Consider the following 16,335-nt stretch of genomic DNA (forward strand, 5'->3'; position numbering starts at 1 on the left):
CCCACCGTTCAGGCGGGCGCCTGCTGGGAGACCTGACCGGCGTCCTCGGCCCGCTCGCCGTCGTGCCAGGCCGCCCACAGCGCGGCGTAGCGGCCCCCGCGGGCGACGAGCTCGGTGTGCGTCCCGGTCTCGGCCACCCGGCCCTGTTCCAGCACCACGATCCGGTCGGCCCCGACCGCCTGCTGGAGGCGGTGCGCGACCACCAGCGCCGTGCGTCCCTCGGTCGCCGCCACGGCGGCGTGCTCCAGGATCCGGGCGCCGGCGCTGCCCGCCTCGGCCCCCGCCTCGTCGAGCACCACCACGGCGGGGTCGGCCAGCACCAGGCGGGCCAGGGCCAGGTGCTGGCCCTGGTGGGCGGTGAGGCGCAGGCCGTTCTCCCCCACCTCGGTGTGGATGCCCGCGGGCAGCGTGGTGGCCCAGTCGTGGGCGCCCACGGCGGCCAGCGCGGCGACCACCTGTTCGTCGCTCGCCCCGGGGACGGCGAGGCGCACGTTGTCGGCAAGCGTCCCGGCGAAGACGTGGGTGTCCTGGCTGACCAGCGCCAGGTGCCGGCGCAGGAGATCGGGGTGGACCTCCTCCACCGGGACGCCGCCGAGCAGCACTTCCCCGCGGGCCGGGGTGATCAGGCCGGCGACGATCGAGGCGAGGGTGGTCTTGCCGGCGCCGCTGCCACCGACCAGCGCCACCCGCTCCCCCGGCGCGATGCGCAGCGTGACGTCCTCCAGCACGATCGGCCCGTCGTCGTAGCGGTGGCCCACCGCGCGGATCTCCACACCGGAGTCCGCCGGCCGTCGCGCGACGGGCGGCGGCCCGGGGTCGGGGATCGCGGCCACGCCCGCCATACGCGCCAGGCTGGTGCCGGCCGACTGCACGTCGTTGAAGGACGTCATGATCGCCCCCAGCGGGCCGAAGAGCCGGTGGAAGTACAGGGCCGCGGTGGTGGTGGCCCCCACCGTCACCACGTCGGCGTCCACCAGGAAGAAGCCGACCGTCATGATCGCCGCCAGACCGACGCACTCGGCCGCGTTCATGCCGCTGCCGAAACGGCAGAACAGGCGGAACACCCGGTTGGTGATGCCCATCGCCGCGGCGGAACGCTCGTTGACCAGCTCCAGGCGGTGCCGGTGCAGCCGGTAGGCGTGCACCGTCTCCACACCGTGCAGCGACCCCACCAGCGCCTGGGCGCGTTCGCCCATGGCGGCGCGTTCCTCGGCGTACATCGGGGCCGAACGCGGCAGGTACCAGCGCAACGCCCCCGCGTAGACCGGCAGCGAGCACAGGCCGGCCAGGCCCAGCCGCCAGTCGAGGGCGAACAGCCCGCCCATCGTGAGCACCGCGGTGAACAGCGACGAGATGAGCATCGGCGCCTTCTCCCGCAGCGTCTCGGCGACCACGGCCACGTCGTCGCCCACCCGGCTGAGCAGGTCACCGGCGCTGAGCCGGGCGAGCAGGGGCGCGGGCAGCCGCAACGCCCGCTGCACCACCCGTTCGCGCAGCCGGGCCAAGACGGTCTCGCCGGTGCGGGCGAGCAGGGTGAAGGCCAGCGCCGTGAGCGCGCCGCCGAGGAGCGCGGCGGCGGCGATCACCACCGCCGTCCACGCCGCATGCGTGGTGTCGGTCCCCTGCCGTACCGCGTCCACGAGCAGGCCGAGCACCCACGGCGCGACGAGCGCGCACGTGTTGGCGGCCAGTGAGACCAGCAGGGCGACCAGCGCCATTCCCCGGACGGCGCGCAGCTCGGTCAGCACGAGGGCCAGCGTGGCGCGCGCCGTGGCGATCGGCAGGAGTCGGTGGGAGGAGGGGGAGGCGTCGGCGCCCTCCCGTGTCGGCGTGGCGTCGGCCGTCATCTCAGCACCGCCTTCCGGTAGGCGTCGTCGGTCGCGACGAGCTCGGCGTGGGTGCCCTCGGCCGCGACCACGCCGTCGGCGAGCACCAGGACCCGGTCGGCGTGGGCGAGGAGGGCCGGACTGTTGGTGACCACGACGGTGGCCTGGCCGGCAGGGGCGGTGGCGCCGTGGCGGGCCTGGCGCAGGCCGTGGGCGATCGTCTCCTCGGTCACGGCGTCCACCGCTGTGGTGGGTTCGTCCAGGACGAGCACGGGCGGGCGGGCGGCGATCGCCCGGGCCAGGGCCAGCCGCTGGCGTTGGCCTCCTGACAGGGTGGTGCCGCGGTCGGTGATCCGGCGGTCGACGCCGTCGGGGTGGGCGCGGGCGACCTCGTCGGCGGCGGTGGCGCGCAGCGCGGTGAGCAGGACGGCCTCGGTGTCGCCGTCCTCGGCGCCATCGGGGGATTCCAGCAGGATGTTGGAGCGCAACGTCCCCTCGAAGAGGTCGACGTCGTGGGGTTCCACGAGGATCGTCCGGCGGGCCGCGTCCAGGCGGAGACGCTCCACCTCGACACCGCCGACCGTGATCCGCCCCTCGTAGTCCTGCCGTGGGACGCGCCCGGCCAGCAGGGCGAGCAGGGCGCGGGTGTCGGCGGGGTCGTGGGCGACGACGCCGAGGAACTCTCCGGCGTGGACGGTCATGTCGAGTCCGCGCAGCGAACCGTGCCGGATCCCGTGGAGCTCGATCCGGGTGGCGTCGCCGCCGTCGAGGTCGCCGGGGGTGAGCCGGAACGGTGCGTCGAGCACGGTCGCCAGGCGGTGCGCCGACGCCCGGCACACGGCGATGCCGTGTCCGCACAGGCCGAGTTCGCGCACCGGTTCGGTGATGAACTGCGCCAGGCCCACCACCGTGATCAGTTCTCCGACGCTGATCCGCCCCTCCAGGGCGGCCCAGCCGGCGAAGGCGGCGACGGCCGCCAGCAGCAGCCCGCCGCCGGCCGTCGTGACGCCGAAGTAGGCGCCGGAGGGGGCTGCGGCGCCCAGCGCGGCGCGCAGCGCGGCGCCGCTGGATCGCCGGTAGCCGTCGGCGGCGTGCTCTTCGGCGCCGATCCCGCGCAGCACGGGCAGACCGCGGATCAGGTCGCTGGCCAGCGCCGTGGTCTCGGCGGCCGCCGCCTGCTGTGAGGCGGCCCGCCGGGTCAGGGTGGGGCCCAGCAGCTGGGTGAGGACGACCAGCAGGGGGACGCCGACGAGGACGCCCAGGCCCAGCACCGTGTCGATTCTCAGCAGGGTGGTCGCGGCGACGGCGAGGCCGGCCAGGCCGGCGAGGGCGGCGGGGACGAAGTGCAGCAGCCGGGCCATGCGGTCGGCGTCGGAGGTGGCGATGCCGAGCAGTTCCCCGGCGCGCATCCCGGTGTCCTGGCGGCGGGCGTCCATCATGCGCTCGGCCGCCTCGACCCGCAGCCGGTGCGCCTCCAGTTGGATCGCGGCGACGAGGGAGCGGGCGCCGTAGCGCCAGGAGAGGGTCAAGACGGTGAACTGCAGGGCCAGGCCGGCCACCGATATGGCGAGCGCTCTTCCGTCTCCAGTGGCCACGGCGCGGTCGATGATGAGGCCGATGGCGACCGGCACGAGCGCCTCGGCGACCTGGTGCAGGGAGGTTCCCACGACGCCGGCGGCCAGCCGGCCGCGGTTGCGGACGAGGGCGCGGGTCAGCAGCCGTCCGCCGCCGGAGGGCTTGTTCGGGTCCCTCATCGCCGGCCCGCCGGCACGGGGGTCGGGGCCGGACGGGGCTGACGGTGGGGGTTCACGGGGCGACCTTCCCTTCGGGTGGGGCCGGGGCGGGGACGACGCTGTCGCGCCCGCCCCTCCCCGGCCGTTTCGGCGTTTCACGACCAAGGAGAACCTAACCCGGATTCCCGTTTCCCGGGCATTCGGGAGAAGTCCGCCGGGGTTCAGTGCTCCAGGGGTTCGGCCTCGCTGATGTCGGCGGCGAGGGCGCGCACGACCTCGGCGTAGCGGGTGTAGCTGTAGGGCGTCTCCGCGGCCCAGGCGCCGACCTGTCCGGCCTCGACCGCGGGCAGGGTGCGCCAGGTCGGCTGGTCGGCCAGGTCGGCCAGGGGGGTGGAGGTGGGCCGGGAGTCCTGGAGGAGCAGATCGGCGGGGTACTTGTCGGCCTCCTCCCAGCTCAGTTCCTCGAACTGGTCGGTGTCGGGGGCGTCGGTCTCGGGGAGGCGGACCCCGTGTTCGGCGAACAGTTCCAGGTCGCCGCCTGCCGCGGCGTTGGCGACGTAGAGGTTCTCGGGGGAGGCCGAGACCGCGACGACCTTGAGGGCGGGCCTGTCCTCGGTGGCCGCGGACAGTTCCGCCAGGGAGGCGTCGAAGTCGTGCAGGGCGCCGGCGACGGCCTCGCCGTGGGGGTCGGCACCCAGGGCGACGGCGAGGTCGAGGTGGTCGGCCAGCAGTTCCTCCGCGCCGGCCCCGGTGACCTGGATCCGCAGGAGGGGGGCGACGGCCTCGATCTGGTCGACCTCCTCGGGCAGGTACCAGGCGAGGTCGTCGTAGGCGTGGGTGACGATGAGGTCGGGTTCCAGGGAGGCGAGCTTTTCGACGCTCATCTCGCCGTAGGTCTCGCTGATGACCTCGACCCGCTCGGTGTCGACGTCCCCGATCTGCGGGTCGGGCTGTCCACCGGCGGTCGTCACCGGCCCGAAGACGCCCACGACCTCGTAGCCGTAGTCCCACAGGGCGGAGGCGACGCCGGAGTAGGCCACGACCCGCTGGGGGTGCTCGTCCAGGGTCACCTCGTTGCCCGCGCCGTCGCTGAAGCTCCAGCCCTCGGCCGGCCGTTCGTCCTCGGTGGGCACGGCCGTGCCGCACGCCGAGAGCAGAACGAGGGCGCCCGTCCCGGCCACCGGCATTATGGACCGTCGGCCGCGCCGGGGCGACGCCGTCGGGAAGATCATGTAGGCCGCCTCACATCCCATTGAAATAGGCAAGGCTAACCTTACAGCGACGAAGGGCGGGAGCCCCCTCCCGGGCCTCCTCACGGGCCGCGCGCCACCGCCCCGGACGCGACGGCCCCTCCGGCGGGACCCTCACCTACCTCGGCGCCCGCGCAGCATCGGCCCGGCCGGCCCCATGGGGGAACACCACGGGCGGGGCGCGCCCCGCCTCATCACACGCCGATCCCGGCGGAACGGGGCCCACTCCAGGGAGGTCCGGCTCGGCATCGGATCAGCACCCCGCCACCGCCCGGCGTCCGACCCCCCGCAAAAAAGATCGCTTTTCGGCGCGCATGTCGCTATGGTTCCACGACAGACAAAGCACTACGCTTGGAGTGGTAAATATGCGCGAGCTCGTCTACTACATCGCCGTCACCATCGACGGCCGCATCGCGGGCCCGCGGGGCGAATACGACTTCTTCCCCCAGGGCGAGGGGGAACAGGCCACCGCCTACAGCACCTGGATGAACGAGCACCTTCCCGAGACCGTCCCCACCGCCGCCCGGGACCTGTTCGGTCTCACCGACGCCCCCAATGTCCGCTTCGACACCGTGGTGATGGGCCTGGGCGGCTACCAGCCCGCGTTGCAGGAGGGCATCACCAGCCCCTATGCCCACCTACGCCAGTACGTGGTGTCCAGCACGCTGGGCGACAGCCCCCATCCGGACGTGACCGTGGTCGAGAGCGACCCCCTCGGCCTGGTCCGCGCGCTCAAGAAGGAGGAGGGCAAGGACATCTGGCTGTGCGGTGGCGGCCAGATCGCGGGGGCGCTCCTCCCCGAGATCGACCGGATGATCATCAAGAGTTACCCGGTGGTCGCGGGAGCGGGCGTCCCCGTCTTCGACGGGGAATTCGACCCCACCCTCTTCGACGTCACCGACCGGAAGGCGTTCGACAACGGGGTCATGGTCACCTGGTTCTCCCGGCGTCGCGCCACCGATACGTGAGAAGGCCCCGGGTTCCCGAGGCGGTGGACGCCCCGCCGCAACCGCCCCCGCACGCCGCCGCGCGGCCGCCCCACGACATGTGCGGGCGACCGCGCGGCGGTCACATGGACGTTGATCAGCCCTCCGACGCGGAGCCCTCACGTCCAGAGGTCCCCGAGGCCGCGGTCACCAGCCCCGACTCCCCCGTATCGGTCGAGGCCGGCGCGGAGGAGTGCCGCCGCTCCAGGGCGGACCCCTCGACGTCGACGTTCGGCAGGATCCGGTCGAGCCAGCGCGGCAGCCACCACGCCTTCTCCCCCACCAGGTGCATGAGCGCGGGGATCAGCATCATCCGCACGAGGAAGGCGTCGAGCAGAACACCGAAGGCGAGGGCGAAGCCGACGGGTCGGATCATCGCGCTGTGCGAGAAGACGAAGCCGCCGAACACCGAGATCATGATGATCGCGGCGGCCATCACGACGGCGCGGCCGGCCCTGACCCCCTGGACGACGGCGGTCCGCGCCGGCGCGCCGTGAACGTAGGCCTCGCGCATGCCCGTCCCCAGGAAGAGCATGTAGTCCATGGCCAGACCGAACAGGATCCCCACGAGGATCGTCGGGAGGAAGTTCAGGATCGGTCCGGGGCTGTCGACACCGAAGAGACCGGCGAGCCACCCCCACTGGTAGATGGCGACCACGCCGCCCAGCGCCGCGAAGTAGGACAGGATGAACCCGAGCGTCGCGACAACGGGCACGAAGATCGACCGGAACACCAGGAGCAGGATGACCAGCGAGAAGCCCACGACGACGGCCAGGTAGGTCGGCAGCGCGTCGCTGAGCTTGTCGGAGATGTCGATGTTGCCGCTGGCCGTGCCCGCCACGCCGAGCGTGCCGGCCCCCTCCAAGGGCGCCAGGTCGCGCAGGGTGTGGACCAGCTCCTCGGTCGACTCGCTCGTCGGCCCGTCCTCGGGGACGACCTGGAAGGTGGCGAGGTCGCGGTCGTCGGAGATCGCGATGGGCGCGACCGCCACGACGGAGTCCTGCCCGTAGAGCTCCTCGGCGAGCTGGAGCTGGTAGGCGGCGGCCTCCTCCTGCGTCGGCGAGCCCGGCAGGTCCGCCGCCACCAGCAGCGTGCCGTTCTGTCCGGCGCCGAACTCCTCGGACACGATCGAGTAGGCGCGGTACTGCGTGGAGTCGTGCGGCTCCGACGATCCGTCGGGAAGCCCCAACCGCAGGTCGAGCGCTGGAATGGCGACGACCACCAGGACGCCGATCCCCAGAAGGGCGCGGCCGACCGCCGCTCCGGTGCGCATCGGCCGCACCGCCGCGTCCCCGTCGCCCTCCTGGGACGCGACGGCCGGTCCCTCGGCCAGGCGCGCCCGCTCCCGGCGCGACAGGATCCGCGGCCCGGCCAGCGAGAGCAGCGCGGGGGTGAGCGTCACCGCGATCAGCACGGCGACGAGGATGGACAGGGCGCCCACGGTCCCCATCACGCCCAGGAAGCCGATCCCGGTCAGGTTGAGTCCCAGCAACGCGATGAGCACGGTGGCGCCGGCGAAGACCACGGCGTTGCCCGCGGTCCCGTTGGCCAGGCCGATCGACTCCTTGACGTCACGCCCCTGCTTGAGCTGGATGCGGTGCCGGTTGATGATGAACAGCGAGTAGTCGATGCCCACCGCCAGGCCCAGCATGACCCCCAGGATCGGGGTCACCGACGCCATCTCGACCACGTCGGACAGTGACAGTCCGGCCAGAGCGCCCACGCCGACGCCGATCAGCGCGGTGAGGATGGGCAGGCCGGCCCCCACCAGGGTGCCCAGCATGATCACCAGGACGACGGCCGCGACGACCAGGCCGACGACCTCGCCGATGCCCAGGAGGTCGGGAACGGCCATGGCGATGTCGGATCCGAAATCGACCGTGACCCCCTCCACGGGGTCGTCCTCGAACACCGCCATCACGGCGTCCTTGGTCTCCTGCGGGACGTCCTGCTGGGGTTCGGTGAAGGCGATGTTGGACAGCGCGGCGCTGCCGTCCTCGGAGACCATGCGGATGTCGGCGGCCATGTCGAGCAGGGCCTCGCCCTCCTCCAGCTGGGCGCTCTGCTCCTCCAGCGTGGCCAGGCCCTCATCGATCTCGGCCTGCTGGGCGTCGAGTTGCGGGGCGACCTGGTCGAGCATTCCGGCGGCCTCGGCCTGGGCCCGGGCCTCGTCCAGCTCCTCCTGTCCCTGCTGAAGCTCCTCGCGCCCCTCGTCGATGCCGGTGCGGCCCTCACTGACCTGCTGCTGCTGTTCGGCGCGGGCTTCTTCGGTGGCGAACGGGTCGACGGCGTCCTCGACCCCCGGCAGGTCGGCGACCTGCGCGATCCGCTCGGTGATCGCCGAGCGCTGCTCGTCGGTGAAGGCCGCCCCGTCCTCGGTCTGGAAGACGACCGTTCCGGTCCCGCCGCCCAGGCCGGAGAACTCCTCGGTCAGCCGGTCGCTGACCTCCGAGGTGGGGGTGCCGGGGATGGAGAGGGTCTCCTTCAGCTCTCCCGAGAAGAGCGCGAACGCCGCCCCCGCGGCGAGGAGGATCGCCACCCACAGGGCGATCACGGTCCGGGCACGTCTCGCCGCGCCCCGACCGAGTCGGTAGAGAAATTCAGCCATGGTTTCCTTCACATACTCAGAGGGGAGAAGCCGTGCTCAGGGCTGGGTCTCTGGGAAGGCCGACCCGTAGCCGCCGCGTGTCCTGTCGATCAGCTGTTCCAGGAGTTCCGCCCACACCCGCCTGGACTCCTCGGTGTCGACACCGCCGGTGATCGCGTGCCAGTGTTCGCGGACCACCAGCAGGCCGGCCGTGAGCGCCCCGAACATCAGGTGCACGACGAACACGTCGCTGGAGGGGTGGTGGCGCATCAGGGACGCCGAAAGCCGTTCGGCGAAGTCGCCGATCACCCGGGTGAACAACTCCAGGGTGTGGGGAGAGAAGTCGTACTCCGCGCTGCCGAGGACCCGGGTCAGGTAGGAGATGACGGAGACGAGGTCGGCCGACCGCAGGACGTCGGCCACCTGGTCGAACACGGGCATGGGGCCGAACTCGCCGGCGGCCCGGGCCGCGAGCCCGGCCTCCATGTCGCCGATGAGCGCACCGACCTCCTCACTGCACACCTCGAAGACGATGTCGTCCACGGAGGCGAAGTGGTTGAAGACGGTCCGGCGGGAGACGTCGGCCCGTTCGGCCAATTCATCGACTGTGAAGCCGAGCCCCTGCCGCTCGCGCATGAGCGTCGCCGTCGCGTCGACGATCGCCTGGCGATGCCGCGCCTTGAGCGCTTCTCGACGCCCCGGCGTGGAAGGTCGGGAGTCATCCATGTTTTTACACTAAGTGCATATTTACACTGGGTGCAGCACTGCACCGAGTGCAGCGGATCACATCCAGCCGACCGAACGGACAAGACATCCCCGGCCCGCCTTCCGAAACGGTCGCCAAAGCCCCTCGCCACCACCACGACACCGGCCGGTGCCCCCTCGCGCCCCGCCCGACAGCTCCGGCGCGCGCCGGGTCAAGGACGCCCGATCGCCGCCGCTTCGGGGAACGACCGCTTCCCCCTGCCCGGGCCGGGCCCTTACACACTCCTCTCCACGAGGTCGGCGCCATGACACAGCACACGCCGGATCCGACCGCGGCGACGGCGCCGGACAGACCGTGGACCGGGGAGCCGGGAAGGGCGACGGGAGAAGGCAGGCGACGTGCCCGGCGGTGTCGGCCCTCCCCTGGACCGGCGGGGCGCTGCGCGACGGGGTCGGCACCCGTCCCCGAACACCGAGGGCGGGACCGCCTTCGGGCGCGGGCCGGTTCGCGGGGGGAACGCGGTCTGTTTCGCGACATCGACCGGGCAAGGGAGGTCCCGCCTCCTCCTCCGGCCGGCCGGACACCGCCGTGCACGCACCGGAAAAGCCCCTTCTTCGAGCCGGACGCCGATAGGGGGCCGAAGCCCGCCCACAGGCCGATATCGGCCCCTGTCTCACCCGACTCCGAAAAGGGACAACGCCCGATACAGCACTGATGTACCACCCGAAACCTCGTCACCGAGGCCGATCTGGTGAATTCCTTTCACCCTGGCCCCGGACATGACCTCCCTTGCCCTCAACGCGATCCGGTCGTTCTCCTCCTGGTGACCTGGCCACCAGCTCACCGCCAACTTCGCCGATCCGGCCAGTTGATCTTGTTACTGCGTCACAGTGAGGTAACACCCGTGACAAGTCAGCAGGTCAGCAGGGGGATGGGAGCTCGCGTGGGGTATGTGCGACTGCTGGGCAGGCCGAGGATCGCCGGGTTGTGGGGGGCGCAGCTCCTAGCGGTGACAGGGGCGCGGTTATACGCGCTCGCGGTGATGTGGCTGGTGTGGGAGACAACGCGCAACGCCTCCCTGATGGGGTTGGCGGCGGTCCTGGAATCGATTCCCTACATCGTGATCGGCGCATTCGGGCGGAAGCTGCTGTCCCGGGTGGCGTCGTTGCGGCGGCTGGCCGTGGTCGAGGCGGTGCGGGCCGGAGGGGTTGCCTGCCTGCCGCTGCTGTGGGTGATACCGGAGGCGCAGATCCCCGTCCTGCTGGGTGTCGCCATCGTGCTGGGAGTGACCGGGGCACTGTTCGACCCGGTCCTGCCCGGGCTCGTTCCCCGGCTGGTCGGACCGGATGAGGTCCACGAGGTGCTGGGGCTGCTCGACCTGTCCACGCGGGTCGCCCGCATCCTCGGCCCCGGTTCGATCGGCGTTTTGCTGCTGGTCATGACGGAGGTCGAGTTCTACTGGATCACCTCCGCCGGATTCGCGGCGTCCGGGGTGACCCTGGCGGTGATCGGCCGCGCGGCGGCCCGTCCCGCTCCCGGCGTCGCCGAAGCCGTCAGCGCCACCCCCGAGATCCCCTCGGCCTGGCCCCTGCTGCGCGCCGACCCCGGCGTGACCTTCGCCGTCTCCCTGCACGGGCTGGGGCTGTGCGCCGCCGCGGCCCCCGCCGTCGGCCTGCCGATCCTGCTGTCCGAGGTCTATGGGGCCGGAGCCGGGACCTTCGGGATGGTCACCGCGGTCACCGCGGTGGGGTCGCTGGCCGGCAACCTCGTTGTGGGCAACATGCGGTTGAAAATCATGGGCGGTTTCCTGGGCGTCTACTGTCTGGCCTGGATCGGCGACGGCGTGACGCTGGCCTTCATGGGGGTGGCGCCCAACATGGCGACGCTGTGGGTGGTGTCCTTCCTCTCCGGTGTCGCGGCACCGTTTTGGGGCGTGACTCTACAGGCCTGGCTGGCCGAACGGTACGGCGAGCGCGAACGGCTGGCGGTCCTCGCCGCCGACCACATGGTGATCCGGGCGGCGGGCGCGCTGGGGATGATCATCATCCCGTTGTACGTGGCGGCCGCGCCGCAGGTGACCTTCGCCCTGTCAGGGGTGGCGGTGGTCAGCATGGCCGTGGTGGGAATGCTGATGGCGCACCGGATGTGGCATTCCAGAGGCGGCGAGGCCGGGTGACCTCGTCGACTCCGCCCCTGAAACCGGACATGATCCCTCTCCCCACCTCTGAACGGCCTTCGAGGAACTGACACGCCGTGGGCCGCGACGGTGCCACTCTCGCGGTTGACCGACCATCTCCGCCGATTCGGGGCGTCTCCTCCCGGACGGGACACGGGGTGATCGGTCGGCCGCTCCGCGCTCGGACCGCCTTACCCCCCTCCCGCGCCGGCCCCGCGCCCTTCAGCGAGGCGTCACGGCACCGCTCTCCGGCGACATCTCGGACGCGCCCGGCGAGGCCGACCACCACCCCTGCGAGGCGGCACTCACCCCCTCGCCCCGGCGGCGACCTCCGCGACGGCCGCCACGGCCGCGTCCACCTCCCCTGGCGAGACGAAGTAGTGCGGCGAGGCCCGCACCACCTCCGTCAACCCCCGCCGTTCCATGTCGATCCGGGTGGAGGGTCTGCGGCTCACGGTCACGGTGACCCCCCGCTCGGCCAGGAGTTCGACGACCCGGGGAGCGGGCATCCCCTCCACCGTGAAGGAGACGATCCCCGACCGTCTCGGCCCCAGATCGCGCACCTCCACCCCGTCCACGGACGCCAGCCCCTCCCGCAGACGGGCGCTGACCGCCTGGACGGCCGCCTCGACCTCGGCCACTCCCAGGTCGAGCAGGTACCTCGCGGCGGCGATCAGCCCCAACCGGTCCGCGATGCTGAACTCCCACAGTTCGAACCTGCGCGCGTCTTCGCGGACTTCGGTCCGGCCGCGTTCGACCCAGCTGCCTCCACGCAGGTCCACGCCGTCCGAGGCGAGGCCCGCGAGCACCTCCCGACGCGCGTAGAGGAACCCCGTCCCCCGCGGCCCGCGCAACCACTTGCGGCCGGTCCCGGTGATGAAATCGACGTCCAGCTCGTCGGCCCGCACCTGTACCTGCCCCACCGACTGGCAGGCGTCCAGCAATACGTAGGCTCCGGCGTCTCGTGCCAGGGCCGCCGCCTCCCGGACCGAGGCGAGCAGTCCGCCGTTGGTCGGGGCGTGGACCAGCGAGACCAGGCGTGTGCGTTCGTCCAGGAGGTCCGCCAGCGCGTCGATGGAGATGTCACCGGTCTCGCTGGAGGGGACGACGCGCACCTCCGCCCCGACCGCCTCCGCGCGGCGCAGGATGGGGATGGCGTTGCCCGCGTACTCCGCCTCCGTGAGGAGGATCCGGTCACCCGCGGCCAGCGGGACGGCACCGAAGATGGACAGCCACGACCGCGTCGCGCTGTCGGTGAACGCGATCTCCTCAGGGGCGCAGCCGAGGAGGTCGGCGAAGACCTCGTATCCGGCCTCCAGCTCCTCGCCCCGCTCGTGTGCCGCCCGGTAGCCGCCGATCTGGGCCTCCCGGCGCAGGTGACCGATCACGGTGTCGAGCACCACCGAGGGCGGCAACGAGGATCCGGCGCTGTCGAGGAAGACCCCTTCCCCACGGCAGCCAGGGGTGTCGGCCGCGGCGCGCTCGGGATCGATCACAGAAGCTCCTCCTCTTCCCGGGCATCGCGCCCAGACATTCATGGGGCCGCAGGCAAGGTGCCACCGGGCTTCCGGCATCCGCGGCCCGAGCCGGCATTCTGCCCATCCTCTCCGCCCATGTCCATCTCCCCCGGCCACGGCCCTTTCCCGGCCGCCTCCTTACTTCCCCCTCCCGCTTCCCGTGGTGAGGACGGGGTGCGGAGACGCCGGCAGGCGTGGTGACGGCCTGCCGATAGGGCGTGTACCGAGGGTGGAGCTTGAGGTGGGACGGGCTTGACCCCTGCCGCGTGGAGGTCTGGTGGCCGAGCGACGGGCGGCGCTGGAAGCGTCGCCGCTCACAGGGAAGAAGCCGGGACGACCGCCGATACGGACGCGGCGACAGGCGATCGGCGGCATCCGGTCTCGGACGCGTACCGGTCTCCCCCGGCGGGACCCATCCGCCGGGCACGGCCCGGGGGAACGACCCGTTCCCCCGCCGGCGGCGGGACGGCGCGCGGAGGCGGAAAAGGGGGAGTCGCCGAAGGAGCCGCCCGGCGGCGTCCGGGTGGAGCCGACCGGCCACGGGCCCGGCCGCCCACGCGGCGCTGTGACCACCGAACCGCACCTGGCCGTCGGAGAGGAGCGGAAGCCCGGGTCCCCCGTGATCACGGCCGGGCAGCGGGACGACTCCCCGCGATTCGAGACGGCGCCCGACCGCGTCCCCCTGTTCCGCCCGGGGGTGGGCCGGCCCCACCGGCCGCGCGAACAAGGCGCCCCTCCCGGAAGAGCCGCGCCTACCCGCGCAGTCCTGGAATCGGCCGCACCATCCCGAACAAGGTCGACCGGCTCACCGGCCGTCGGAAGCCCGACTCCCGCGCTGTCCGCCCGCCGACCTTCGACACGACCGACTACCGCGAGCACCACACCGTCGGAACGCGGCGTCGATCGCCTCAAGAGGTACCGGGCGGCGGCCACCCGGTATATGACCGGCTCGCCGTCCACCACGAAGCGACCTTTCTCCTCACAGCCGTCGACGAGTGGCCGGACCGGCTGTCATCCGAAGCCGGCCAGGACAGCGCGTAAGCGTCAGGAGTCCATGGCGGCCCGGTCGGACTCACCGCGCAGAACACAGAATCCATTGCCTTCGGGGTCGGCGAGAATCACCCATCCCGAACCATCGGGATTCCGGTGGTCGGCGACAAAGCTGGCACCGAGGCCCGGCAACCGCTCCGCCTCCTGATCGCGCGAGGTCTCAGGGCGCGAACACAGATGGACCCGGTTCTTGACCGTCTTCGCCTCGGGCACCTGGTCGAAGTGCGGCACTGGGCCCTCCGTCGACAACACCTGAGTCTCCCGTTCACCCGGTCGGGCCTCCGGGTGCGGCGGACGGCCGGTCACACCGCTCCAGAACCGAGCCAGCCCGTGGGCATCCGCACAGTCGACCGCCACGTTCCGCGATACCGAGACCACGCGCCCCGGCCTTCCTGACATCCCCACCGAACACCACCGAGTTGCGCTCACGCTTCGCACACCCGCGGCTCAGGCCCCTGGCGGCACTTTCGGCAGGCGCTCCAGCCCCTGGGGGCCAAGGGGTTTCCCGGCTGTCGCGACGAACGCGCCAGCGGCCTTCGGCGGACGCCGGAGGGGCGGCTCAGCGCCGTGTTTCACTCCGGGGGCGATGATCTCTGCGAAGCGCCGCACGGTGGACAGCGATCACGTCCCGGCAAAGCGAAACCATCGCCGGTTTCCGCCCGCCGGAACCTGGACGGCCGGCATCGTGGCCGTCGGTTCCCCAGCCGGGGGCCGGTTCAGGGGACCGTGCGGACCTCGCTGAGCTCGTGCTGACTCGTGTGGCCATCACCCGCATCGGTCGTGCAGGGCACGGCGTGGTTCCAGACGCGAGAACATGACGGCGACACCACCGCGGACCCGCACACCCCCGCCTCCATGCCGTTGGCGGTCGAAGCGAAGGGGACCGAAGTCCGGTCCGGCACCGCAGGCCGGTCACTGTGAGCCGGTGGTGGGCCCCTCAAGCGGACCGGCCGGCGGCAACGCGCCGCCGGCCCCTGCATGTCCCGGCTGATCAGCGACCGAACGCTTCGCTCAGGGCGGGACCGGACGCCCGCCTCGGCGCCCGCACGGTGTTCACCGGATTCACCGTCCCCGCGGTCCCGGGGAACACCGAGGCGCCGTCCGACATCGGACGGCGCCCCGAAGAACCGCTCGGGACCGTTTCGCCGGAAGGCCGGCCCTCGTCCGCTCACTGGAACGGGCCGGGGGCGCGTGCCCTGGCACGCGCCCCCGACCGTCATGGCGTTCCTCGGTCGTCACGCGCCGACGCGCGACGACCTCGATCAGCCGGTGACGCCGGTGATCTCGTTGGAGGCCTCGGGCAGCTCCGTCTCCGACGTGACCTCCCCGCTCTCGATGTCGACGGCGTAGAGCCGCTTCTCACCGGGGTCGGTCACGTAGGCGGTGTGGTCGCGCACGAAGATCGTGGGACGGGGCTGCTGCCACTCGATGGGCTCCTCCCACTCGCCGATGACCGGGATCGTGTCGGTGACCTCGGCCTTCTCCATGTCGATGACGTGGATGGCGCCGTCGGTGCCCAGGATCAGCCCCTCGCCGTGCGGGCCGCGGGCCAGGGAGCGGAAGCTGTAGCTGGTGCCCAGGTCGACCAGCTCCAGCTCGCCGGAGGCGGTGTCGACCACGGAGACGCGCTCGGGGCGCTCCAGTTCGGCGTCGGGGTCGGTCTTGTAGTCACCCAGAACGTACTGCGACTCCTCGTGCCCGGCCTGGTTGCCGATGCGCCCGTACTCGTCGGGGCTGTCGACCTTGGTGATCTCGCCGTCCTGGTAGATCAGCACGCCGGTCTCACAGCCGATGACCACGGCCTCGTCCTTCGCGGTGGCCTCGCCGTGGACGCCCGGGCAGTCCTCGTTGCGCGTGATCTCCTCGCCGTTGGCGTCGCGGACCTGGATGCCGGGACGCTCCTCCTCGTCACCGAGGGTGACCACCATCGAGCCGTCAGCCAGGCGCACGGCAACGCCGTGGTGAGCGTGCTCGGTGGTGTGGGTCTCGGTCTCGGGCAGGCCGTCGCCCAGGTCAGCGGGGTCGAAGACGGTGATCTCCCCGGTTCCGTCGGCGAACAGGACCGTCCTGTCGGCGTGGTGGACCGCGTGCCCGGGCTTGGACGCCTCGAACTCGACGTCGGTCAGTTCGGCGCCGACCGCGTCGAGGACGCGGAACCCGGTCGAGGTGGACACCAGGACGTGGCGCCCGTCGCCGGCCGGGTTGAGCCGGTTGAAGCCTTCGAGGGGGATGTCCTCGACGACCTCGAACGTCTCACCGTCGATGACGTAGATCCCACCGTCGTAGGTGGTCACGATGGGCGCGGCCACCTCGGTGGCGCTCCCGCCCGCGGCGGCGGATCCGGACTCCTCGGGTTCGGGTTCGCCGCCGCCGCAGGCCGTCGCCGTCAGGCCGAGGGCGATCAGCGCGGGGAGGACGGCGGCCCGGCCGGGGCGTCGCCGGATGCCGAGGGGGTGTGACATGTTCTCCTGCTTTCATCATCGGGGTGGGACGGGGCCGTGAGG

General features: G+C 72.2%; 10 protein-coding genes. 2 read left to right on the plus strand and 8 right to left on the minus strand.

What is annotated here, in order from left to right:
* Positions 1–8: 8 nt before the first annotated feature.
* The 3 genes from ACYVHU_RS21625 to ACYVHU_RS21635 all read right to left on the minus strand — a co-directional run bounded on the left by ACYVHU_RS21625 (position 9) and on the right by ACYVHU_RS21635 (position 4,740).
* On the minus strand, positions 9–1,847 hold the full coding sequence (locus tag ACYVHU_RS21625) for an ABC transporter ATP-binding protein (RefSeq protein ID WP_078760823.1): 1,839 nt from the start codon (positions 1,845–1,847) through the stop codon (positions 9–11).
* The gene (locus ACYVHU_RS21630) at positions 1,844–3,580 is read right to left on the minus strand and encodes an ATP-binding cassette domain-containing protein (protein ID WP_078760822.1); all 1,737 of its coding nucleotides are present in this window, start codon (positions 3,578–3,580) and stop codon (positions 1,844–1,846) included. Before ACYVHU_RS21630 ends, ACYVHU_RS21625 begins: the two co-directional genes overlap by 4 nt.
* 200 nt (positions 3,581–3,780) lie before the next feature.
* Positions 3,781–4,740: an ABC transporter substrate-binding protein gene (locus ACYVHU_RS21635; RefSeq protein WP_159457229.1), complete on the minus strand. Its 960-nt coding sequence runs from the start codon at positions 4,738–4,740 to the stop codon at positions 3,781–3,783.
* A gap of 434 nt (positions 4,741–5,174) precedes the next feature.
* On the opposite strand from ACYVHU_RS21635, the gene ACYVHU_RS21640 reads away from it, so the two are divergent.
* Positions 5,175–5,777 carry a dihydrofolate reductase family protein gene (locus tag ACYVHU_RS21640; protein ID WP_078760819.1) on the plus strand — a complete coding sequence of 201 codons (603 nt, stop codon included), beginning with the start codon at positions 5,175–5,177 and terminating at the stop codon, positions 5,775–5,777.
* Positions 5,778–5,892: 115 nt separating this feature from the next.
* On the opposite strand, the gene ACYVHU_RS21645 is transcribed toward ACYVHU_RS21640, so the two are convergent.
* The gene (locus tag ACYVHU_RS21645; protein ID WP_498949402.1) at positions 5,893–8,403 is read right to left on the minus strand and encodes an MMPL family transporter; all 2,511 of its coding nucleotides are present in this window, start codon (positions 8,401–8,403) and stop codon (positions 5,893–5,895) included.
* 36 nt (positions 8,404–8,439) lie between these two features.
* On the minus strand, positions 8,440–9,108 hold the full coding sequence (locus tag ACYVHU_RS21650; protein WP_078760817.1) for a TetR/AcrR family transcriptional regulator: 669 nt from the start codon (positions 9,106–9,108) through the stop codon (positions 8,440–8,442).
* A gap of 884 nt (positions 9,109–9,992) precedes the next feature.
* On the opposite strand from ACYVHU_RS21650, the gene ACYVHU_RS21655 reads away from it, so the two are divergent.
* A complete protein-coding gene (locus ACYVHU_RS21655) occupies positions 9,993–11,264 on the plus strand; it encodes an MFS transporter (RefSeq protein WP_144390005.1) in 1,272 nt (423 codons plus the stop codon).
* 305 nt (positions 11,265–11,569) lie between these two features.
* Here the strand turns inward: ACYVHU_RS21655 and ACYVHU_RS21660 are convergent, their stop codons facing one another.
* The 3 genes from ACYVHU_RS21660 to aztD form a co-directional block, all read right to left on the minus strand.
* Entirely contained in the window at positions 11,570–12,760 is a 1,191-nt protein-coding gene (locus ACYVHU_RS21660) for an aminotransferase class V-fold PLP-dependent enzyme (protein ID WP_078760814.1), read from the minus strand.
* Between the two features lie 1,065 nt (positions 12,761–13,825).
* Positions 13,826–14,230: a VOC family protein gene (locus ACYVHU_RS21665; protein WP_200813564.1), complete on the minus strand. Its 405-nt coding sequence runs from the start codon at positions 14,228–14,230 to the stop codon at positions 13,826–13,828.
* Between the two features lie 863 nt (positions 14,231–15,093).
* On the minus strand, positions 15,094–16,293 hold the full coding sequence (gene aztD, locus ACYVHU_RS21670; protein WP_078760812.1) for a zinc metallochaperone AztD: 1,200 nt from the start codon (positions 16,291–16,293) through the stop codon (positions 15,094–15,096).
* Positions 16,294–16,335: the final 42 nt, after the last annotated feature.

It is taken from the genome of Marinactinospora endophytica (assembly GCF_054780875.1).